An 18670-nucleotide genomic window follows, 5' to 3' on the forward strand; every position below is an offset into this window, starting at 1 on the left:
TTGCGAGCGCAGCGAAGCAATCCAGAATCCTGCCGCGGTGACAGTCTGGATTGCTTCGCTGCGCTCGCAATGACGCGTTATTCGATCACCCGCGCCCGCAAATCGGCATCGGGCACGAAGCACGCATCGTACTTCCCGAAGATGCGATAGCGGTTGCGCGCGATGAGGCTGTACACCGCATCCCGGAGCGGCTTCGGCACGGCGAATAGCATGCGCACCCAACCCCATCCCGGCAATTGCGACAGCACGGTCAGCGCAGCATCCGACTTCATAAACGCCTCGCCGCCGTGGACCACCGCATTGGTGTCGGGATCATCGGGATCGATGCCGAACGTTCGTGCGAGCCGCGTTCCATAATCCGACTGGATCGGCGTGAAGCGAAACCGCCTCGCCTTATCGCGCTTTGCCACGAAGCGGACCCAGCGCGAGCAGAAGATGCAGACGCCGTCGAACAGGATCACGTCGTCGTCGGGCCATTTTGGCATCAGATTCTCTTTTTGACGCGTTTTCCTCACGCGAACCGGGATCCACTTCGCTCGAAAACGCTATCGATTATCCAGCATCAGCAATGCGACGAGCATCAGCACGATCGCCGGCCCCGTCTTGACCAGCGCGCCGAGCGGCTCGATCCAGAGATCTGGCGTGAGGATCGCGGCACCGAACATATAACCGAGCGAGGCGACAATGCCCGCGACCAAGCCGACCGCGGCCGTACGTCGGAACGCGATCAGCACACCGATGCTCATGTCCATCAGGCTGGTGCCGATGGTGATGGGTTCGACCAGCGCAGGCGGAAAATTGTGCGCGCGCAGGATGCCGGCGGCGGCGCGATAGGAGACGAACAGCGCGATGAAGCCGGAGACGAGCCAGAACGCGACCAGGCTCGCGAAGATCAGCGCCTTGATCAGGAACAGCCGCGCGAACCATTTGTCCTGGATGGTGGCGGGATGACGCCCGATCGTCTCGGTCAGAGCCTTCGGCACGATGCCCGTGGCGGCAATCCACGTCGAGGGATCACCTCGCACGCCGCGGCGCAGCTCGGCGATGGCGGTGGAGCGCATCGGCGGCATCCAGCCGAGATGACTGGCGAAATCGCCGATTTTCGCGCCGAGATCGAGCATGAAAGACGGCATCGCGACACGTGGCCAACCAGCCGTGCCGAACGCGAGACGAAAATGCTTGATGATTCCGGCCATGGTGACCGGCTCTGATAGCATCAGGTCCCAGCTCACGGCCTTCACGGATGCATCGTCGATATCGCGCGCGGCAAGCCAGGCGATGGTGGCAGCGATGTCCTCGACCGCGACGGGCTGAAACGGCGTCGCCATCTCCACGCTCGGCAAGTCGAGTGGAAGGGCCGCGAGCGCACGCAGCAAGGCGCTGCCGCCATAGGCTGACGGCGCGACCACGAAGCCGGGCCGCAGGATGGCGTGGGCAATGCCGGAGGCCACGATCAATCGCTCGGCCTCGCGCTTGGTCGTCGCGAAAGCGGTACGGTCGGCTTCTGCCATTCCCGGAATCGAGATGTGCACCAGCCGGATCGCACGGCCGCTGCCGCCGATCGCCTGAAGCAGACGCGCGACGAAATCGCGATGCACCGCATTGGTGTCGCTGCCGGGGCCGTCCTGGAGCACGCCGAGGCAATTCACGACGATATCCACGGCATGCTCGCGCAACAGACGCGTCAGCGCGGCTGCGTCGAGCGAGAGGATCGGCAGCTCGACGTCCAGCGCGCTCATCTTCTGCGCGGGTGACAGGCTGCGCGCCACGCCGACGACGCGAAGGCCTCGCGCGCGCAGATCGTCGATGACGAAGCGGCCGATCAGGCCGGAGGCGCCGAGCACCAGGATGGTTCGCTGGTTCATCATTCCCTCAAAACGGCTTGGCAACCATCAGCCAGAGGATCAGCATCGTCGCGCCGAAGCCGGGGAAGCCGAACGCGAACCAGCGGCGGAACAGGACGAAGTAACGCTCCGGCAGCGCGGCGCGCTGCTCGGAAGCCTTGCGCGCGAGATCGCGCATCTCGATCTGCATGAAGACGACGGGGATCCAGAACAGGCCCGCGACGGCATAGAGCGCGAGCGAAGCGAGCAGCCAACGCTCTGTGAACGACGTGGCCGAGAGCATCATCAGCAGGCCACCGCTGACCGGCTGCAAGATCACCGCTGACAGCGTGAAGATCGCGTCCGCAATCACCACCACCGAGGCGGTGCGCGCAATGAAGTCCACGTCGTGCGTGCGATGCGCCATCAGCATGAAGAAGGCGATGCCGGTCCCGGTGCCGAGGATGACGATGGCGCCGAGCACGTGCAGGTATTTGACCAGGAAATACAGCGTCATGGTTTCTTCGCCAACGCCGGCTTCAGCGCGCGCTCGAGCTCGCTGCTCGCGGCTTTGACGCCGGCCTCAAGCTCGATCATCCAGTGCCCCTCGCTGCCCACTGCGGGCAGTGCGCGGAAGTCGACCTTGCCGCCACCGCCGCGAAATGCATCCGCCAGCGACTTCGAAAATGCCGGCGGGAAATAGCTGTCATTGCTCGCAACGAGCCATGTGACGGGAATGCGCGCCGCCTTGCCGAATTCAGCGGCAGCCGCAAGAAGCGTGTGTGGCGCACAGATCCGGTTCGGTTCGTCATTAGCATGGCCGCCGCGCCCCGGCGCAAACACTGTGATCGCGGAGATCGTCTTCGGATCGGCATTGGCGAGCGCCAGCGCGCCCCAGCCACCGGCGGAATGGCCGACCACGACCGCGGCATCCTGGCGGATGAAATCCTGCTTCCGCAAATGGTCCAGTGCCAGCGAAATTTCTCCGGCCGTCGCACGACCCGAGCGCGCGTAGTCCGCTTCGTCGCAGCCGCCCTGGTCCTCGACATAGCGACCACCGGTTGCACCATGGCCGAGCCGTTCCGGCACCAGCACGGCAAAGCCACGCGCGACAAGGAAGGCTGTGAGCGCGCGGTATTCCGGCTGCTGCATTTGTGCGCGACGCAAGCCGTTCTGCGTCGAGGCATGCGCGATGACCGCAAGTCGAAATGGGCCGGCTCCGAGCGGGCGAAACAGCAGCGCATGCGCGGCAATGTCGCTATCCGGCGATGGCACACGCCACTCCTGCCGGCGAAACGGCTCGCCTTCCTCGCCCGCTGCACCGAACGTGACCTGAGCGCACAGAGGCGGCGCGGTCAGCAAGGCCAGCAGAGAAAGGAGCGCAAGGATATTGAAAAGCCGCATGAATTGCCGGAGGCGAACACGGACAGCGAGGGCCACACTAACGGGAACGAATCATCCTGGGCGGACTTTCTGCGTTGCCATCGCCGTTCATTGGTTGCCACAACGGAGTTTTGCACCGACGCATGGCAATTCGTTGCCGTTCAAGGCAGCGCCTTGTCCTCTTTCGGTACAACTGGGGTAAAATACTGATGCAGAAAGTCCACAGGTTAACCGATAATTAACGATAGGTCTTGCCGCCGACGCGGCGACTTGATTTGATCGTGTCCATGAGCACAACCCTGATCGAGGTCCGGCCGGCCAAAGCCGCAGATGCAACTGCGGTGGCGTCAACCCATGACGAAGCCTGGCGCTCGGCCTATCAGGGCATCATTCCCGGCGCCGAGCTGGAGAAGCTGATCAACCGCCGCGGTCCGCAGTGGTGGGACAGCGCGATCCGCAAGGGCAGCCGCGTCAGCGTATTGGTGTTCGGCGACAAGATCGCAGGCTATGCCAATTACGGCCGCAACCGTGCTCGCAGCCTGCACTTCGACGGCGAGATCTACGAGCTCTATCTGCGCCCGGAATTCCAGGGCCTCGGCTTCGGTCGGCGCCTGTTCGCCGCCGCCCGCCGCGACCTGATGCAGAGCGGGTTGAAGAGCATGGTGGTGTGGGCGCTCTCGGACAACGATCCGGCCACCGAGTTCTACCGGGCTCTGGGCGGTCGCATGGTGGCGCGTTCCTCGGAACGATTCGGGCCGAAGTCGCTCGACAAGGTTGCCTTCGCCTGGACCAATTGAGCTGCTGAAGGTTTAGCTGCCAGCGTTTCCCATCCGTCGATACCGTTGCCTCTTGAGCCGGTGGTGCCGGATTCATTATTTCACAAAAACACGATGGATTGGGGGGCCAAGCCCGCGTATGACAGCGCCAAAATCGCTGCCGGGCGCGATTTAACCTCGGCAACAACGGAGCCTTGAATGCGTATCGATGCGGTCTCGATCGGGAAAAACGTCCCACAGGACGTCAATGTCATCATCGAAGTCCCCGTGGGCGGTGAACCGATCAAATACGAGATGGACAAGGAGGCCGGCACGCTGGTGGTCGACCGCTTCCTCTACACACCGATGCGTTACCCCGGTAACTACGGCTTCATCCCGCACACGTTGTCGGACGACGGCGATCCCTGCGACGTCCTGATCGTCAACACCCGCGCCATCATCCCTGGCGCCGTCATGAGCGTGCGTCCGGTCGGCGTGCTGTTCATGGAAGACGAAGCCGGCGGCGACGAGAAGATTCTCGCCGTGCCGTCGTCGAAGCTGACGCAGCGCTACGACAAGGTGAAGTCGTACTCCGACCTGCCCGACATCACGCTGCAGCAGATCCAGCACTTCTTCGAGCACTACAAGGATCTCGAGAAGGGCAAGTGGGTGAAGATCTTGCGCTGGGGCGGCCCGGAGGAAGCGCACAAGCTGATCCTCGAAGGCATGGACCGCGAGAAGAAGAAGAAGGGCTGATCCCTACCGTCATTCCGGGGCGCGCGTCAGCGCGAACCCGGAATCCGGAGATTGGGGCGCGAGATTCCGGGTTCGGCTCTCCGGGCCGCGTTTCCGCGGTCCCGTCGAGCCGCCCCGGAATGACACTCAACTACACCGCCGGCTTCGGCAGCCCCGCGATCGCGCAGGCCGCGCGTAGCGTGTTCACCAGCAGGCACGCGACCGTCATCTGGCCGACGCCGCCCGGCACCGGCGTGATGGCGCCGGCCACGGCGAGCGCTTCCTGATAGGCGACGTCACCGACGAGGCGCGTCTTGCCGTCGTCCTTCGGGATCCGGTTGATGCCGACGTCGATCACGGTCGCGCCGGGCTTCAGCCAGTCGCCGCGCACCATCTCAGGTCTGCCGACGGCGGCGTAGACGAGATCGGCCCGCCTCACGAGGCCGGGCAGGTCGCGCGAGCGCGAATGCGCGATCGTCACCGTGGCGTTCTCGTTCAGCAACAACTGCACCAGCGGGCGGCCGACCAGATTGGAACGGCCGATGACGATGGCGTTCATGCCTTCGAGCGAGGCGTGCACGCTCTTGGTCAGGATGATGCAGCCGAGCGGCGTGCAGGGCGACAGCGCCTCGAAGCCGCCGGCGAGCCGGCCGGCATTGTTCGGATGCAGGCCATCGACGTCCTTGGCGGGATCGATGGCGTTGATGACGGCCTCGGTGTTCAGACCCTTCGGCAGCGGCAGCTGCACCAGAATGCCGTGCACGGCCGGATCGCGATTGAGTTTTGCGACCAATGCCAGCAGGTCGCCTTGCGACACGTCGGCCGGCAGCTTGTGCTCGAACGAGGCCATGCCGGCGGCCTGGGTCTGGGTCTGCTTGGAGCGGACATAGACCTCGCTCGCCGGGTCGTTGCCGACCAGGACCACCGCAAGCCCCGGCACCAGATTGTGCTCGCGCTTGACGCGGGCAACCTCGTCGGCCACGCGCGCCCGGAGATCCGCGGCAATGACTTTTCCATCGATGATCTTGGCCGTCATGTCAGTTCCCTTGGTCTTTCGATTTGGCGGATGCGAGCTGGCGCAAGGCCTCGCCGAGCCGCGCCGGATCGCCGTCGACCGCGATCTGCTTCAGCCGCGAGGTCGCTCCGGACAGGAGTCTTACGCTGGCCTTGGGGACACCAAGCGATTTCGCCAGCAGGACCAAAACGGCCTTGTTGGCCTCGCCGCCATCGGCGATCGCGCGCACCCGCACCTTGAGCACGCTGCGGCCATCGGCCAGCTGCTCGATCCCGTCGATGTCGTCGCGGCCGCCGCGCGGCGTCACCCGCAGCGCGATGCTGATTCCTGCAGCCGAGTAACGCCAGGGTTCCTTGAAGGCCTCTTTCGCGACCAAGGCGCTCCCGCCTGCTTAGATGACGTTCGGGTAGATGTAATACAGGATCACCCGCTCGATGAACATGATGAGCAGGATCAGGATGATCGGCGAAATATCGAGCCCGCCAAGGCTGGGCAGGAAATTGCGAATCGGCGCCAGCACCGGCTCGGTGATTCGGTAGAGGAACTCCGCCACCGCCGAAACGAACTGGTTGCGGGTGTTCACCACGTTGAAAGCGATCAGCCAGGACAGGATCGCGGAGGCGATCAGCAGCCAGACGTAGAGGTCGAGCACGATGATGACGATGTCGAGAACGGCACGCATGGCTTTTGAAGACTCTGGCTTTTGAAAACTCTGGCTGCGGTCGGGATTGACGCCTTTTGCTAGATATCGGTTCCCCCCGGTCCAAACAAGGGAAGTTCGGGCGCCGGAATGGCTAAAACCGGGTTACGCCCGTCCTTGACTTGACCTTGGCAGGGACTTAAATGGCGCCCGGTTGTCGGCCGCGTTTACCAGAGCGGCCAGCAAACGGGGCCATAGCTCAGCTGGGAGAGCGCGTCGTTCGCAATGACGAGGTCGGCGGTTCGATCCCGCCTGGCTCCACCAGCCTTCGCAGGCTACGCCTGCTTCGGCTAGGCAAGCCCTCGCGTAGCGAAGGCTGTCCCGCCATAGCCCGCAGGGCGACGGCGGACTCTCTCCGTGCAAATCCCCTACCTCCCCGTAAACCTCGGCGGCCGCTTCTCCATGAAGCTTGCCACGCCTTCCCGGAAATCGCTGCCTCCCAGCGCCACCATCATCTCCCGGTTGGCCTCGATCGTGGCCTCGGCCAGCGTCTGGAACGGCACCTCGTAGAGCTGGCGCTTGATCACGGCCATCGCGCTCGGCGAGACGAAATCTGCGAGGTCGCGCGCATAGGCGTAGGTTTCCTCGCGGAGCTTCTCCGGCGAGCACAGACGGTTGACCAGCCCGATCCGCAGCGCCTCGTCGCTCGAAACACGGCGCGCCGAGAGCAACAGATCCATCGCGTTGGCATGGCCGACGATGCGCGGCAGCATCCAGCTGATGCCGTGCTCGGCAATCAGACCACGCCGCGCGAAGGCGGTGGTGAACACGGTATTGTCGGCGGCAAAGCGCAGGTCGCAATAGAGCGCGTGGACGAGGCCGATGCCCGCGGTCGCGCCGTTGAGCATCGCGATGACGGGCTTTCCGATCGACGGATAGAAGCCGTAGCGCGTCTGCCAGTCGGGCCGGCGATTCATGTCGAAGGGCGGCAGGTTCGATGCGCGCCTGACGCCGTCAGGGTCGAGCCCTTTCAACGCATCCATGTCGGCGCCGGCGCAGAAGGCGCGGCCCGCGCCGGTGAGCACGATGACGCGGACGTTGTCGTCGGCGCTTGATGCTTCCATCGCATGGCGCACGTCGCGCTCCATTGTCGGCGTCCACGCGTTCATGCGGTCCGGGCGATTGAGCGTGATGGTCGCGACCTTGTCGCTCACCTCATAGAGAATGTGTTCATAGGCCATGACGCTCTCCCTTTGTCTGCCGGCGCAATTTCGCGCGCGCTCGTTGGAAGCGAGCCTAGCATATCCGGGGATGAAGCAAGGGCCTGTGCGCCGTCTGCGCGATCACTCGGCGGCTTGCGCCAGCAGCGGCCGGCGCGCCAGCCAGCCATTGATGAAGTGGTCGAGCCAGGCGCGTTCTGCGACATCGTACACGGCACGATCCGCGAAATGATGATGCCGCTCGCGCGCACCGGGCGCACTGAACCCGTCATAGCCGCGCGTGGTCCAGCGATGCATCATGGCGTAGGTCACGTCGGGATGAAACTGCACGCCGAAGGCATTGCCGGCGCGGAACGCCTGCACCGGAAAATCATCGCCCTCCGCAAGCAGCTCAGTGCCGGCCGGCAGTTCGAATCCCTCGCGATGCCAGTGATAGACCTGCGCCGGCCAGGCCGGGCAGAGCGCGTGGCCCGCGGCCGTCGGGCGGATCGGGTAGTAGCCGATCTGGGTCAGCGCCTCCGCATGCGGCGCGACGCGGGCCCCGAGCTGCATCGCCAGCATCTGCGCACCGAGGCAGATGCCGAGGAACGGCCGCTGTTCGCGGAGCGGAATTTCGATCCAGTCGATCTCGCGGCGGATGTAGTCGTCGGGATCGTTGGCGCTCATGGGGCCGCCGAAGACCACGGCGCCGGCATGCCTATCGAGCGTCTCCGGAAGGGGATCGCCAAAGCGGGGACGGCGGATGTCGAGGCGATGACCGAGCGCGCGCAGCGCATTGCCGACGCGGCCGGGCGTCGAGGATTCCTGGTGCAGGACAATCAGAACCGGCAACCGGGCTTCCGGACGAGCAGCAGATGCGCCAAGGGCCCTTCTCTTCGGGAAGGGCACCAACTCCGCGCCACCAAACCTGTCCGTCCGGAACGACATTGCCTTTCCAAATGCTATCGGTTCAGACCGCCAGCATAGCTAAGCGATGGTTAACATCGTGTGAGTTTGCGCACACACGACACCGATTAAGGAAGCAAGCTCCGGGCCACGACAGACGCTTCGAGCGTTCTTCAGTGCCTCTGCCGCTGGAAGCGACTGGTGGCGGACAAAATGAAGCCGCGCGGAAAGAAACGCAGCGCGAATGGCACAATCTTGATGCCGAGACCGGGCAGCACTGCCCGTTTATTTGCCATCAGCCCACGATAGGCCTCCCGTGCAACATCGGAGGCAGGAACATTGAGAAGGGCCGTATTATGTCCGGATCCAACGCCGGCGCGCGCCTGGAATTCGGTAGGCACCGGACCCGGGCAAAGTACGGTGACGCGGACGCCGCGCGGCGCGAGCTCTGCCCGCAAGGCCTCGGTGAAAGAAATCACATAGGCCTTGGACGCGTAATAGACCGCCATGCCGGGGCCGGGCAGAAAGCCGGCAACCGATCCGACATTGAGAAGACCGCCCTTGTTCCTGACGAGCTGATCGGCAAATCGCAGCGACAGATCCGTCAGAGCCCGAACGTTGACATCGACGATGCCAACCTGCTCGTCGCGATCGCACTCGATTGCATCGCCGAACACGCCGAAGCCGGCATTGTTGACGAGATGGTCGAGCTCGACTCCTTCGGCGGCGAGCGCTGCCGCGATCTTTTCTCCGGCGTCTGCTTCCTGAAGATCGCAGGCGATGACGATCGGCTTCTTGCCGCCCTTGGCGGAGAGCTCGTTCGCGAGCGCCTCGAGCCGGTCCGCGCGCCGCGCCGTCAGCGCGAGACGGTGTCCATTCGCGGCGAACACCCGCGCCAGCTCCGTGCCGATGCCCGCCGAGGCACCGGTGATCAACGTTACCCGCTCAGTCACGATCGAAGTCTCTTGAATTGAAGTTTTTGGTCCCGCAATGGCGGAACGAGAGCATAGGCCGTACGCGACAGGCAAGCGGCGCTGACAGCATGGCCGCTTGAGCGGGCATCAGGGAGAGCAGAAAACCCGCGGATTTACGGGCAAATCCGGGACAAGGCGGCCGGGGGCTACATTAAAGTTTCGTCATGTGATCTGCACAACCGGCAATCCGCCGTGTTGGGCGAAATCAGCCGCCGACGGCGCCGTCCTTCACCTGGCTACCGGTACGGTCTGCCACGGCATGCTTCAGGTCGATCCGGTCGCGCTGGGAAATCCCGAGCAGGTCGGAAGCGCGCCAGACCACGTTGTCCTCGAACTCGGAGACCTGGCCGTCGGCATAGACCAGCTCCCACATCATCTGGACGATGCGCTTGCGGCCCGCTTCGTCGAGCGAGCGCATGATGACGCTGGTGAAGTGATAGAGGTCGACCGCCTCGCCCTCGACCTGGGTTGCATCGGCGATCAAACGATCGGCGGTGCCGCGATCAAGCCCGAAATGGCTTTCGATCAGGCTGTGCAGCTTGCGCTGCTCGGCCGCCGTCGGCTGGCCGTCCAGCGAGACCACGTGAACCAGCAACGCGGTCGCCGCCAGCCGATAATCGCTGTCGCCGAATGCGCGGTCCTGGGCTTGGGGGGCCACAATGTCGGCGATGAATTGGCGCAAGCCGTCGAGCATGGAGTCCTACCGAAATCGATGACGCCGCGAGGACGCGGCGTCTACCAGCCTTATATGAGCGGGAAACTCAACCGGCGCAACGCGTGTCAGTTCCGCGCGCTGCATTACGTTTTGGCAATCTAAAGGCTGTGATTTCTGGAGGGCGGCCAGATCAACTCTCCGACGTCGTCCTGGCGAAAGCCAGGACCCATTACCCCAGGGAGACGTTTGGCGAAGACTGGTTGTCGTCCGGTACTACGACCATCCGCAAAAAATAGATTCCGCGGTATGGGTCCTGGCTTTCGCCAGGACGACGTTGGAGAGATTTGGTGCTTTGCTCGTAAATGACGGAGCCCGCGGACTCCGCCACCGCGCCCTCACGGTATCTCGTACACCACCATCTTGTCGGCAATGCCGCGCAATGCGGCCTGCTTCTGGATCGGCTTGATCGCGCGCTGCTTCAGCACTTCCGCCACGGCCGGCGCATCGAGCACCGGCCCGGTGATGTGCATCTCCTGCGCGGTCGACAGGCTCTGCACGCGCGCGGCGATGTTGACGGTCTGGCCGAAATAATCCTGCCGCTCGTTGAGCATCACCGCGAGGCACGGCCCCTCATGGATGCCGATCTTGACGATGAGATCGGCCGTGCCGCGCTGCTTGTTGAGCTCGTCCATCGCCGCGCGCATCCGCAGGCCCGCGACGATCGCGTGCTCGGGACGGATGAAGGTCGCCATCACGGCGTCGCCGATGGTCTTCACCACCGCGCCCTTCTCGGAGGAGATGATCTCGAGCAGCGCATGGAAATGCGCGCGCACGAGATCGAACGCAGCGAGATCGCCGACCCGTTCGTAGAGCGCGGTCGACCCCTTCAGATCCGTGAACAGAAATGTCAGGGACGTGATCTGGAGCCGCTGGTCGACACTGAGATTGTCCGCCTTGAACACATCGCGGAACGTCTGGTTCGACAGCATGCGCTTGGCGGTGAGGAACGGCTTGCGCTTGCCGATGAGGTGATGAAGCGCCTCGGCCGCGATGAACACCGACGGCAGCACGCGCACGCCGGCCTGGTTCTCCAGCGACAGCCGCAGCGGGCCCGGCCGCATGGTCGTGGTGCCCGTCGGCGCCTGCACCCTGTTGTACATGATGGCGAACTGCTGGCGATCCTTGGTCGGCTCGCCCTGCACGTCGATGAAATGAGCGGCGTGCGTCACCGGCTCGAAGATGATGATGAAGTCGTTCGGCAGCTGCAGCGACATGGTCGCCTTCTCGCCGGCCGGCAGCTCCATCGTATCCAGCGTGACCTCGTTGGCCAGCGTCGCAAACGATTCCTTGTTGAAGTCGACGCCGGAGCTCCAGAACACCTGCTTGAAATACTCCCACACCGGAAGCGTATCAGGATCGTGCGCCGCGATGCGCCGGACGCGCGGATTCACGGTGAAGGAAACCTCGACCTGGTCGTCCACCGAGGCCTTGTAGCCACAGGCACAGAGCGCACAGTGATAATCGTCCGGCTTGAGCGCCTTCAGCGTCGCGTGAGCGCCGAGCACGCCGCCGCATCCCGGACACAGCACGTTCCAGCCGAGATCGAACAGCCCAAGCCGGGCCGAATGCAGGAAGGCAGAGATCGCGTGCTCTTCGTCGACGTCATGCTGCCTGGCGAAATCGAGGACATTGATGCGGTTGAGCTCGTGATCCTCGCCGTCCTCGATGAGGCGCGCAATCGCATCGACCACCTTCGGATCGGCGGTCTGCTTCAGAACGGAAAACTGGGCCTGGATGTCGCTCATGGCGCAACTCTATCTAGGGTGGATCACGCCATCGGCCAGGCGATTGCCTGTCACCGACGCGTGATGCGGAACATGGGTGAACGGTCCGGCTGGGTTGTGACGACGCCATGCGGGATCACGGGAGCCGTATCGACCAGCTCGACGCGGAACGCACCGATCAGCCGGGCCAGCGCCAGCACCGACTCGGCTTGCGCAAACGGCGCGCCGACGCACACGCGCGGACCCGCGCCAAACGGCAAATAAGCGAAACGGTCGGGTGCTTCAGTCGACATGAAGCGCTTTGGAACGAACGCGTTCGGCTGATCCCACAGCTTTTCGTGCCGGTGCAGCAGCCAGGGCGCGATCATGATGATGTCGCCCTTGCCGATCTCGATTCCGGCCACACTGTCCTTCTCGCGCGCGGCACGCGCGATGAGGAAGGCGGGCGGATAGAGCCGCATGGTTTCTTCGATCACCGCGCGGGTGAATTTCTGGCGATCGATGTCGGCCATGCTGTCGAGATGTTCGCCGCGGGTCTCGGACGCCACCTCCTCCTGCGTGTCAGGATCGAGCGCGAGCAGATAGAGCGCCCAGAACAGCGCGGTCGCCGTGGTTTCGTGACCGGCGAGAATCATGGTCGCGACTTCGTCGATGAGCTGCGTGTCGGAAAAGCCCTTGCCTGTTTCAGGATCGCGCGCCTCGTCCATGAGATCGAACAGGTCGCGCGGCGGCGCGCCGTCCTTTTTCCCGGCGGCGCGCCGCTCGGCGATCAGCATCGCGACGAATTTGGTCCAGCGCTTGCGGAATCGGGCGCGGGCAAAATCCATCGGGCTCGGCCAGGACACCGGCAGCAGCATGTCGAGGAAATAGGGCCGTCCCAGCCGCTCGCCATATTCCATGACGAAGTTGCGCAAGGTCGGGCCATGCCGGTCCATGCCGAAGGAGAACATCGTGCGCCCGGCGATCTCGAGCGTCATGCGCTGCATGGTCTCGCGCAGATCAACGGTCTCGCCGTTGCGCGCATCCAGCTTCGCGATGGTCTCGTCGAGCACCGCAGTCATGTGCGGAACGAGATTTGCGGTGGCGCGCGGCGTGAAGGCCGGCGCGAGCGTGCGGCGCTGAAACGTCCAGGAATGACCTTCCGCAATCAGAAGGCCTTCACCGAGCACGGGACGCAGCATGCGGATGCCGGCCGGCGTGCGCGTGTAGTTCTCGTAATTGCTGAGCAGGACATGCCGGATCGCATCCGGGCGGTTCAGGATGAAGCTCTTATGGAGGAAGAAGCGGCCCTCGAGAACGTCTTCCTCATAGGCGCGCTGCCCCCAGGTGGCGATCATGTTCTGCCTGATCACCGCGACCCGGCCGAGGAACGACATGCCGTCCGGCGCACGCGGCGGCGTCGGAGGGACGATGGGCCGACGCACGCTGGCGATGTTCATGGCTCTCTCCCGCAGATGTGACGCAGGCAAATAGCTAGTAAGTCAGCTCGGCAACCGCAATCCTGTTCTCGGAGGCAGGCCAGAGGCGTGCCACAATCCGTTCTTCGCCGAACTGGGCCACGATGTTACGCCCGATCTCGCTAGCCGGAAGCCGCAATGTTGCTGCCGAATCCGTGGGTACGCCCGGCTTGACGTCGGCCGGCTCCTTGCCGTCGAGCAGAACGACGTCCCGCGGCAGGCCGAAATAGCCGCGCGGACGTGACATGATCACGACAGCGCCGGCGTCCTTGTCCGCCGGGCCGAGCGGACGCGCGGCGCGCAGGTGGACGACGTCGGACGAGCGCGGAAAGGGCGAGCGGTAGATGTGCGTAGTCGGCGCATCCGGCGACACGAGGACGAATTCGAGCGACCAGGAGGATTCGACCTGCGCCGGTCCCCAGCGACCGTCGCCGCCGGTCTTCGAGCTGTGCACGGCATTGCCCTTGCGCTCACCGGTATCAGGGTCGACGCGGAAGATATCGACGGTTGCGCCCGCCACCGGACGATTGGTCGACACGCCCCCCGGCGTTCCCGTGACGAGGCCACTCAGCCTGACGCTCGGTTCCGGCACAATCGCGATGCGCGCGGGCTCGCGGCCGGCGATGAACTTGTAGATCTCGCGGAAGGCGCGCGGGTGAAACGCCACCTCGCGATGATCGAGCGCACCGAGCACGAGATTGGTGGCCCCCTGCAGCTCCGGCCCCTCGGTGGTGACACCGGTCGGCGTGCCAGGCTTGCCGATGAAACGGCCGTCGGCTCGCGCGTATTTGTCCATCCCATCGCTGCGCAAGGTGAGGAAAGCCGTGCCCGGCGTCACCTCGCTCTCGCCCCCGTTCAGCCCGCGCAGGAACGCGCCGCGGCCGTTGAACTCGCTGTTGGGCTGGTCGTCGGTCGCGAACACGCCGTGATTGGGCGTGCCGCACAGGACGGCGTGGCTGACGTCGGCCACACCGCCGTTCCTGATGACATTGCGGATCGCATAGCCGCCGCGCGAGCTGCCGACCAGCGCCACGCGCGCCGCACCGGTACGGCGCTTCAGCTCGGCGATGGCGGCAGTGAGCTCGCGGCGCTGGTCCTCGGTCGAGGAGCGGTTCGCCTGCTCGACCTTGTCGTCGCTCCGCGCCAAGGGATCGGTGAAGTTGATCGCCAGCATGCGATCGCGCGCGATGCCATTGGATTCCATCCGCCACATCGTGGTCATCCAGAGCGCGTCGTAGTCGCCATTGCCGTGGACGAACAGGATCGGCGGCACTTCGGCGCCCTGCGCCGCGGGCGTGGTTTGTGCGAAAGCGTCCATCCGGACGCTCGCAAGCGCGAAAGGCAACGTGCCGGCACCTAGCAGGATCGTCCGTCGCGACAGCTTCATCTGTTCCTCCCCGGCAAAACCATCTCTTTGCACCGCTTATAGCGTCCTAATCACTGGACAGCGAAGGACTTTCGCGGGCATCACTGAACCTGCCGGAATCACCAGGACCACTTCTGCCAGCCCTTTTGGAAGGGGATATGACCGAGCAGCCGAACCGTCAGAAACTCGCCGGCGACGGCATCACCGCGCCGCTGCGGTACACCGTATTCCGGCGCATCTGGCTCGCCAGCCTGCTCTCCAATCTCGGCCTGCTGATCCAGGGCGTGGGCGCCGCCTGGGCGATGACGCAGATGGCGGCCTCGGCCGACAAGGTGGCGCTGGTGCAGACCGCGCTGATGCTGCCGATCATGCTGATTTCGATGCCGGCCGGCGCCATCGCCGACATGTATGACCGCCGCATCGTCACCCTGGTCTCGCTCATGATCGCGCTGACCGGCGCGACTGCGCTCACGATCCTGGCCGGGCTCAAGCTGATCACGCCGGAAACGTTGCTCGCCTTCTGCTTCGTCGTGGGCAGCGGCAACGCGCTGTTCGGCCCGGCCTGGCAATCCTCGGTCAGCGAGCAGGTGCCGCCCGAAGCACTGCCGTCGGCCGTCGCGCTGAACGGCATCAGCTACAACATCGCGCGCAGCTTCGGTCCCGCGGTCGGCGGTGTCATCGTCGCCGCGCTCGGCGCGGTGGCGGCGTTCGCCTGCAACGCGATCCTCTATCTGCCGCTGCTGGCCGTGCTGCTGCTGTGGCGGCGCAGCACCGAGCCCTCGCGCCTGCCCCGGGAGAAGCTCAACCGCGCCATGGTCTCCGGCTTCCGCTACATCACCAATTCACCGCCGATCAAGATCGTGCTGCTGCGCACGCTGGTGATGGGCCTGATCGGCGGCGCCGTGATGGCGCTGATGCCGCTGGTCGCGCGCGACCTGCTGCATGGCGGCGCGCAGACCTACGGCATCATGCTCGGCGCCTTCGGCATGGGCGCGGTCGTCGGCGCACTCAACATCCACGAATTGCGCAAGCGCATGAGCGGCGAGTCCGCGATCCGGGCCTGCACCATCTCGATGGCCTTCGCGATGGCCGCCCTTGCCGTGAGCACGGAACCGGTGCTGACGGCGGCCGCGCTGGTGCTGGCCGGCGCGGTCTGGATGGCCGCCGTCGCGCTGTTCAATATCGGCGTGCAGCTCTCGGCACCGCGCTGGGTCGCAGGCCGGTCGCTGGCGGCGTTTCAGGCCTCGATCTCCGGCGGCATCGCGATCGGCGCCTGGGGCTGGGGCCATCTCACCGACTATGCCGGCGTCGAGGCCGCGCTTCTGGTCGCGGCAGGCCTGATGCTGGTCTCGCCGCTGCTGGGAATCTGGCTCACGATGCCGCGCGTCGGCGCCCGCAACGAAGACGCCGAGGTGCTGGCCGACCCCGAAGTCAGGCTGTCGCTCACCGGCCGCAGCGGACCGCTGGTGGTCGAGATCGAATACCGCGTCGCCCAAGAGAACGCGCGCGCCTTCCACAATGTCATGCAGGATGTGCAGCTCTCGAGGCAGCGCAACGGCGCCTATGGCTGGTCGATCGCGCGCGACATCGCCGACCCCGAATTGTGGACCGAGCGCTATCACTGCCCGACCTGGTTCGACTATTTACGCCAGCGCAACCGTTCGACCCAGTCGGAACGCGCGCTGCATCAACAGGCGATCGACTTCCACGTCGGCCCCGAGCCGGTGCGGATCCGCCGCATGCTGGAGCGTCCGTTCGGCTCGGTGCGCTGGAAGGAAGAGACGCCGGACCAGGGAGCAAGCGAGGTGCTGCCAGTGGTTGCGACCGCGGCGGGGAGCAGCACGTAGGTCTCTGGTCATTCCGGGGCGCGCCGTCAGGCGCGAGCCCGGAATCCATTTCTCTCAGAAGATTGCCGCTCGATGGATTCCGGGTTCGCGCTTCGCGCGCCCCGGAATGACAATCACTGCCCGTGCTCCGTCAGCACCTTGTCGCAGCCCTTGCTGAGACGCGTGCGGTTCTGCTTGAGGCAGGCGAGCACAGCCTGGTCGCCATTGTTCATCACGGCGCGGCAGAAGCGCGTGACGTCGCGCGCGCAGGCGTCGTGTCCGGGCTGTTGTTGCGCTGAGGCGCCAGATGCGCACAGGAGCAAAGAAATAACGAAAAGAAATCTGGTCATCGCGTAATGCCTCTTACCCGGAAGAAAGTGCGGGCGAAGCTAGTGCGACGATCCCGGAGCCGCAACGGCTTTATTGACAGACTGAATGGCGCCGCCGCGTGGCCCCGGCTTGACGCCGGGGCACTGCGCGAGGGGAGCTAACCGACACAACGATCGCTGTGTTGTCCTTACTGCTTGTCCTGGGCGTCAGCGACCTTGCGTGAGGCGCCCTTGGCGAGGTCCTTGTCCATCACCGCGCGGCAGCCGGCGCTCAGGTCCGAACGATGCTTCATCATGCACGCGGTGATCTTCGGGATGTTGGGGATCTCCGACGAGCACAGGCGGAAGGCATCGCCGGTGCACATCTGCTGCGCTTCGGACGAGAAGGCGAAGCTCGAAGTTGTCGAAACGATCGAGACGATGGCGGCGAAGCCCAGGGCCAGGCTGGTGTCGCGGATCTTGCTACTCAAGGACTTGGAGGTAAGCGACTTGGCGGTAAACGACTTGGTCATTTGAAGCTCCCATTGGCACCGCAGGAAGCGGGCCCGTTGTTGATGGGAACTACGATGCTCCAGCAAAACAGTTTCCACTGTGATGACGGTCACGGGGCGCACCCCAACTGTGACTTCAGTCACATTGGCGCACCCCGCTGAAAATCCGGCGCAAACGCCGTCGTGTTGGTGTCACGTTAACTGTTCCTTCGCATTAATGGCTCGTCGCGCGGGAAATTCCGCAGGTTTGGTTGCGTAATTGGAAAGAGTAGCGATGCGTAATGCGTTGGGCCTGATGCTGGCCAGTGTAGTTGCGGCGGTCGTGATTGCCGCCGGAGGTTGGTTTTATTATTCCTCGCGCGCCGATCAGGCCGCTCCCAAGACAATGGCCGCCCGTGCCGCCGATCAATTGCCGGCACAGGCGAAGCTCGCCGCCAAGGATGACGTCGAGACCACCGCGGCCCTCGCGGGCAAGCCGGCGGCAGCCGCCGCGGCCCCAGCGCCCGCTCCGGCCATGCCGGTTCAGCAGAGATCGACCTGCGCCAATCCGAACGCCCTCGGCGTTTCCCGCGTGGTCGAGATCGACACCACCGGCGGTCCCGGCTTCGGCTTCGAGCACTTCAAGCAGTTCGATTTCCTCACCGACAAGGAGGTCGTGCTGACCTTCGACGACGGTCCGTGGCCGGTCAACACGCCCGCGGTGCTGAAGGCGCTCGCGGATGAATGCACCAAGGGCCTGTTCTTCTCGGTCGGCAAGCACGCGACCTACCACCCGGAAATCCTGCGCCAGGTGCTGGCCCAGGGCCACACGGTCGGCACGCACACCTGGTCGCATGTCAACCTGAACAGCAAGAAGATGACGGAGCAACAGGTCAAGGACGAGGTCGAGAAGGGCTTTAGCGCAGTGAGGTTCGCGCTCGGCACCAACCCGGCGCCGTTCTTCCGCTTCCCGCAGCTTCAGCACAATCCGGCGATGGTGACCTATTTCGGCACCCGTAACGTCGCGATGTTCTCGACCGACATCGATTCCTTCGACTTCAGGAAGGGCGCCACGCCGGAGAAGATCGTCGAGACCGTGATGACCAGGCTCGACAAGCTCGGCAAGGGCATCATCCTGATGCACGACTTCCAGAAGCACACCGGCGAAGCCATGCCGGCGCTGCTCGCACGGCTCAAGGCCGGCGGCTACAAGATCGTGCAGATGAAGGCCAAGACCACCTTCCAGACGCTGCCGGAATATGACGAAGCGCTGCTGAAGGATCTGAAGGTGCCGACCTCGAGCGCACGCCCGATCGGAAGCGTGGTGCAGACGGTTTCGCAGTAACGCGGAAG

20 protein-coding genes and 1 tRNA gene are annotated in these 18670 nt (G+C 64.5%); 5 read left to right on the top strand and 16 right to left on the bottom strand.

The window, feature by feature from the left end:
* Positions 1 to 77: 77 nt before the first annotated feature.
* The 4 genes from XI09_RS20710 to XI09_RS20725 are packed head-to-tail and all read right to left on the bottom strand — an operon-like array spanning position 78 to position 3227.
* A complete protein-coding gene (locus tag XI09_RS20710; protein WP_271568488.1) occupies positions 78 to 485 on the bottom strand; it encodes a thiol-disulfide oxidoreductase DCC family protein in 408 nt (135 codons plus the stop codon).
* Between the two features lie 60 nt (positions 486 to 545).
* Positions 546 to 1865: an SDR family oxidoreductase gene (locus tag XI09_RS20715; protein WP_271568489.1), complete on the bottom strand. Its 1320-nt coding sequence runs from the start codon at positions 1863 to 1865 to the stop codon at positions 546 to 548.
* Positions 1866 to 1872: 7 nt separating this feature from the next.
* Positions 1873 to 2340 (bottom strand): DUF2269 family protein, encoded by a 468-nt coding sequence (locus tag XI09_RS20720; protein WP_271568490.1) that lies wholly within the window; start codon positions 2338 to 2340, stop codon positions 1873 to 1875.
* Complete coding sequence (locus tag XI09_RS20725) at positions 2337 to 3227, bottom strand: dienelactone hydrolase family protein (protein ID WP_271568491.1); 891 nt, start codon at positions 3225 to 3227, stop codon at positions 2337 to 2339. The genes XI09_RS20720 and XI09_RS20725 overlap by 4 nt, the downstream gene beginning before the upstream one ends.
* A gap of 266 nt (positions 3228 to 3493) precedes the next feature.
* On the opposite strand from XI09_RS20725, the gene XI09_RS20730 reads away from it, so the two are divergent.
* A complete protein-coding gene (locus XI09_RS20730) occupies positions 3494 to 4003 on the top strand; it encodes a GNAT family N-acetyltransferase (RefSeq protein ID WP_008136728.1) in 510 nt (169 codons plus the stop codon).
* A 177-nt stretch (positions 4004 to 4180) separates the two neighbouring features.
* On the top strand, positions 4181 to 4717 hold the full coding sequence (ppa, locus tag XI09_RS20735; protein ID WP_271568492.1) for an inorganic diphosphatase: 537 nt from the start codon (positions 4181 to 4183) through the stop codon (positions 4715 to 4717).
* A gap of 130 nt (positions 4718 to 4847) precedes the next feature.
* Here the strand turns inward: ppa and folD are convergent, their stop codons facing one another.
* From folD to XI09_RS20750, 3 genes are read right to left on the bottom strand one after another with little or no spacing between them, the layout of a single operon-like run.
* Positions 4848 to 5732 (bottom strand): bifunctional methylenetetrahydrofolate dehydrogenase/methenyltetrahydrofolate cyclohydrolase FolD, encoded by an 885-nt coding sequence (folD, locus tag XI09_RS20740; protein ID WP_271568493.1) that lies wholly within the window; start codon positions 5730 to 5732, stop codon positions 4848 to 4850.
* A gap of 1 nt (position 5733) precedes the next feature.
* Positions 5734 to 6087 (bottom strand): DUF167 domain-containing protein, encoded by a 354-nt coding sequence (locus tag XI09_RS20745; RefSeq protein WP_271568494.1) that lies wholly within the window; start codon positions 6085 to 6087, stop codon positions 5734 to 5736.
* A gap of 15 nt (positions 6088 to 6102) precedes the next feature.
* Positions 6103 to 6393: a YggT family protein gene (locus XI09_RS20750; RefSeq protein ID WP_007598721.1), complete on the bottom strand. Its 291-nt coding sequence runs from the start codon at positions 6391 to 6393 to the stop codon at positions 6103 to 6105.
* A 206-nt stretch (positions 6394 to 6599) separates the two neighbouring features.
* On the opposite strand from XI09_RS20750, the gene XI09_RS20755 reads away from it, so the two are divergent.
* Positions 6600 to 6675, top strand: a tRNA-Ala gene (locus XI09_RS20755).
* 104 nt (positions 6676 to 6779) lie between these two features.
* Here the strand turns inward: XI09_RS20755 and XI09_RS20760 are convergent.
* The 7 genes from XI09_RS20760 to XI09_RS20790 form a co-directional block, all read right to left on the bottom strand.
* The gene (locus XI09_RS20760) at positions 6780 to 7592 is read right to left on the bottom strand and encodes an enoyl-CoA hydratase (protein WP_271568495.1); all 813 of its coding nucleotides are present in this window, start codon (positions 7590 to 7592) and stop codon (positions 6780 to 6782) included.
* 102 nt (positions 7593 to 7694) lie between these two features.
* On the bottom strand, positions 7695 to 8498 hold the full coding sequence (locus XI09_RS20765) for a glutamine amidotransferase (RefSeq protein WP_271568496.1): 804 nt from the start codon (positions 8496 to 8498) through the stop codon (positions 7695 to 7697).
* A gap of 131 nt (positions 8499 to 8629) precedes the next feature.
* A complete protein-coding gene (locus XI09_RS20770; protein WP_271568497.1) occupies positions 8630 to 9409 on the bottom strand; it encodes an SDR family NAD(P)-dependent oxidoreductase in 780 nt (259 codons plus the stop codon).
* A gap of 226 nt (positions 9410 to 9635) precedes the next feature.
* Positions 9636 to 10124, bottom strand: a complete 489-nt coding sequence (locus tag XI09_RS20775) for a tellurite resistance TerB family protein (RefSeq protein ID WP_271568498.1) — start codon at positions 10122 to 10124, stop codon at positions 9636 to 9638.
* 356 nt (positions 10125 to 10480) lie between these two features.
* A complete protein-coding gene (locus XI09_RS20780; protein ID WP_271568499.1) occupies positions 10481 to 11890 on the bottom strand; it encodes an adenylate/guanylate cyclase domain-containing protein in 1410 nt (469 codons plus the stop codon).
* 50 nt (positions 11891 to 11940) lie between these two features.
* Complete coding sequence (locus XI09_RS20785) at positions 11941 to 13308, bottom strand: cytochrome P450 (RefSeq protein ID WP_271568500.1); 1368 nt, start codon at positions 13306 to 13308, stop codon at positions 11941 to 11943.
* Between the two features lie 34 nt (positions 13309 to 13342).
* Positions 13343 to 14713 carry a hydrolase gene (locus tag XI09_RS20790; RefSeq protein WP_271568501.1) on the bottom strand — a complete coding sequence of 457 codons (1371 nt, stop codon included), beginning with the start codon at positions 14711 to 14713 and terminating at the stop codon, positions 13343 to 13345.
* A gap of 137 nt (positions 14714 to 14850) precedes the next feature.
* On the opposite strand from XI09_RS20790, the gene XI09_RS20795 reads away from it, so the two are divergent.
* Entirely contained in the window at positions 14851 to 16539 is a 1689-nt protein-coding gene (locus XI09_RS20795; RefSeq protein WP_271568502.1) for an MFS transporter, read from the top strand.
* 113 nt (positions 16540 to 16652) lie between these two features.
* On the opposite strand, the gene XI09_RS20800 is transcribed toward XI09_RS20795, so the two are convergent.
* Both XI09_RS20800 and XI09_RS20805 read right to left on the bottom strand, forming a co-directional pair.
* On the bottom strand, positions 16653 to 16868 hold the full coding sequence (locus XI09_RS20800) for a hypothetical protein (protein WP_271568503.1): 216 nt from the start codon (positions 16866 to 16868) through the stop codon (positions 16653 to 16655).
* A 167-nt stretch (positions 16869 to 17035) separates the two neighbouring features.
* The gene (locus XI09_RS20805) at positions 17036 to 17359 is read right to left on the bottom strand and encodes a hypothetical protein (RefSeq protein WP_271568504.1); all 324 of its coding nucleotides are present in this window, start codon (positions 17357 to 17359) and stop codon (positions 17036 to 17038) included.
* Between the two features lie 253 nt (positions 17360 to 17612).
* Between XI09_RS20805 and XI09_RS20810 the strand changes: the two genes are divergently transcribed.
* On the top strand, positions 17613 to 18662 hold the full coding sequence (locus tag XI09_RS20810; RefSeq protein WP_271568505.1) for a polysaccharide deacetylase family protein: 1050 nt from the start codon (positions 17613 to 17615) through the stop codon (positions 18660 to 18662).
* The last annotated feature ends 8 nt before the right edge of the window (positions 18663 to 18670 follow it).

Source organism: Bradyrhizobium sp. CCBAU 11386 (assembly GCF_028128955.1).
Classification (GTDB): domain Bacteria; phylum Pseudomonadota; class Alphaproteobacteria; order Rhizobiales; family Xanthobacteraceae; genus Bradyrhizobium.

Coding starts and splice junctions, on each gene's coding strand:
- XI09_RS20710 (WP_271568488.1), bottom strand. CDS start 485: ATGCCAAAATGGCCCGACGACGACGTGATCCTGTTCGACGGCGTCTGC.
- XI09_RS20715 (WP_271568489.1), bottom strand. CDS start 1,865: ATGAACCAGCGAACCATCCTGGTGCTCGGCGCCTCCGGCCTGATCGGC.
- XI09_RS20720 (WP_271568490.1), bottom strand. CDS start 2,340: ATGACGCTGTATTTCCTGGTCAAATACCTGCACGTGCTCGGCGCCATC.
- XI09_RS20725 (WP_271568491.1), bottom strand. CDS start 3,227: ATGCGGCTTTTCAATATCCTTGCGCTCCTTTCTCTGCTGGCCTTGCTG.
- XI09_RS20730 (WP_008136728.1), top strand. CDS start 3,494: ATGAGCACAACCCTGATCGAGGTCCGGCCGGCCAAAGCCGCAGATGCA.
- ppa (WP_271568492.1), top strand. CDS start 4,181: ATGCGTATCGATGCGGTCTCGATCGGGAAAAACGTCCCACAGGACGTC.
- folD (WP_271568493.1), bottom strand. CDS start 5,732: ATGACGGCCAAGATCATCGATGGAAAAGTCATTGCCGCGGATCTCCGG.
- XI09_RS20750 (WP_007598721.1), bottom strand. CDS start 6,393: ATGCGTGCCGTTCTCGACATCGTCATCATCGTGCTCGACCTCTACGTC.
- XI09_RS20760 (WP_271568495.1), bottom strand. CDS start 7,592: ATGGCCTATGAACACATTCTCTATGAGGTGAGCGACAAGGTCGCGACC.
- XI09_RS20765 (WP_271568496.1), bottom strand. CDS start 8,498: ATGTCGTTCCGGACGGACAGGTTTGGTGGCGCGGAGTTGGTGCCCTTC.
- XI09_RS20775 (WP_271568498.1), bottom strand. CDS start 10,124: ATGCTCGACGGCTTGCGCCAATTCATCGCCGACATTGTGGCCCCCCAA.
- XI09_RS20780 (WP_271568499.1), bottom strand. CDS start 11,890: ATGAGCGACATCCAGGCCCAGTTTTCCGTTCTGAAGCAGACCGCCGAT.
- XI09_RS20785 (WP_271568500.1), bottom strand. CDS start 13,308: ATGAACATCGCCAGCGTGCGTCGGCCCATCGTCCCTCCGACGCCGCCG.
- XI09_RS20790 (WP_271568501.1), bottom strand. CDS start 14,713: ATGAAGCTGTCGCGACGGACGATCCTGCTAGGTGCCGGCACGTTGCCT.
- XI09_RS20795 (WP_271568502.1), top strand. CDS start 14,851: ATGACCGAGCAGCCGAACCGTCAGAAACTCGCCGGCGACGGCATCACC.
- XI09_RS20800 (WP_271568503.1), bottom strand. CDS start 16,868: ATGACCAGATTTCTTTTCGTTATTTCTTTGCTCCTGTGCGCATCTGGC.
- XI09_RS20805 (WP_271568504.1), bottom strand. CDS start 17,359: ATGACCAAGTCGTTTACCGCCAAGTCGCTTACCTCCAAGTCCTTGAGT.
- XI09_RS20810 (WP_271568505.1), top strand. CDS start 17,613: ATGCGTAATGCGTTGGGCCTGATGCTGGCCAGTGTAGTTGCGGCGGTC.